Here is a 1653-nt window from a genome sequence, read left to right as displayed (position 1 = left end):
CTTTTGATCTAATGTAAAAATAAAAAAGATGGTTACAACCATCTTTTTTATTTTGCTATATATTTAAAATAAATTCATATATTATTTGGTGGTAAGAATATACAATTAAAAGCATTCAGTGTTTCTTTTTTGTTCGATGAGGTAAGAAATTGCTTCTATATGATCACCAATGATTTGTTGCGTTGCTAATGAAAGGTAGCCTTCCTGCGAGAAGTGTTTTTCTGGTCGAACTCGATTTATCTTGTCAACGTCGATAGAATGAACATTTTGTACATGCAATCCTGCTAAAATTGTTTTAACTTGACTTAAGGTTGGTGAAAGAAGAGAAGCAAACCCAATTGTATCAATGCATTTTCGACTAAAAGCATGAGGGACAGCAGTTATGGAGCCCATACCTAAATCTTTTCGATTACATGCTAAATTAACAACATGCTTACATGCAGTTACGATAGTATAAGGAACACGATACATGTAGTAGTGCTCTAATTTATTTAAAGCTAAATCGGTTCCATTTTGAACAGATTGTACAAATGGTAATAAATCAGAACTAGGAATTAAGAAATCACCATCAATAAATAATAATATATCACCTTTTGCAAAATATGCACCAACGGCACGTCCGGTATCAATGCCGAGTGCTTCTTTGTAAGTAATAACTGTTGCACCGCAATTTTTCGCCAATTCCTCTGTTTTATCTGTTGATCCATTAACAATAATGATGATTTCTAAAGGTTTTAATTTCTGCACCTCAAAAATGATAGATTCTATCGTTTTTTCTTCATTTTGAACAGGGATAATGATGGATAATTGTTTATTTCCATAAGTATTTGAATAAAACTCTTTACCTGTAATTATTTTGGATATAGCTCTTTGTTCGCCGTTTTGAAGTTCTAAAATAATATCCCGCCTTCGATTATTATCAGTATAGTTTCCTCTTGAATCTTGTAATATATTTACCCAATTTTCAATTGCTTCTAGGTGATAACGAATGAGTTGTTTTGAGGGGAAGGAGGGAATTTGCGGTATAGAAATTTTAAAATGATTGCTAATGCGAAAATTATTTTTAATAATTTTCATTTGTGCTAATATCGGATTTAATAAACTTTCTGGAGTAATTGCTTCAAGAATTTCCTTTGTTACCGCGTAGGGAGGAAATAATAGTGAGTTAACATGTAAATCTGGACGATGAAAAAAATGATTCGTAACTTGCTGCCAAATCATTTCTATAGTTGGCTTTTGCTTTTGATAAAAAAAATCATCTAAATTGTTTAATACTAAGTCAGCTGATTTATCTAGTAATGGTTGAAGAAATTGTTTAAGTAAGGAAGGGGGGATATTGTAATTTGCATCTAAAAATAAGAGGTACTTACCTTTTGCTTTTTTGGCACCAATTACATAACAATTATTTGATTCTGTCGGTTCTTCTAATGTGATAATTTTACAATTGTAAGATTGTGCAATATCAATGGAATCATCGATACATCCGTTAATAGTAAGGATAATTTCTAAAGGCTGTAGTTGTTCACAGGCTTTCAAAATTTCAGGTAAAACTTTTATGTTATGCTGTATACGAATAATAATAGAAATCGGATTTTTACACATAAGTAGTCTCCTTTTTAATCAGAGGTAGTTATTAATAAGGTTAGATAAAAT

General features: G+C 30.9%; 1 protein-coding gene. It reads right to left on the bottom strand.

All coding sequences use genetic code 11. From position 1 onward, the window contains the following. Window positions 1-105: 105 nt before the first annotated feature. Window positions 106-1602 (bottom strand): glycosyltransferase family 2 protein, encoded by a 1497-nt coding sequence (locus tag ABWK52_RS28660; protein ID WP_098286747.1) that lies wholly within the window; start codon window positions 1600-1602, stop codon window positions 106-108. Window positions 1603-1653: the final 51 nt, after the last annotated feature.

This window comes from Bacillus sp. AP50 (assembly GCF_040492675.1).
In the GTDB taxonomy this organism is placed as follows: domain Bacteria; phylum Bacillota; class Bacilli; order Bacillales; family Bacillaceae_G; genus Bacillus_A; species Bacillus_A cereus.
The sequence above is the reverse complement of the archived record's forward strand: the minus strand, read 5'-3'. Positions and strand labels throughout refer to the sequence as shown.

What these genes read in the sequence shown, in the direction of transcription:
- ABWK52_RS28660 (WP_098286747.1), bottom strand. Translation starts at nt 1,602, where the DNA reads ATGTGTAAAAATCCGATTTCTATTATTATTCGTATACAGCATAACATA.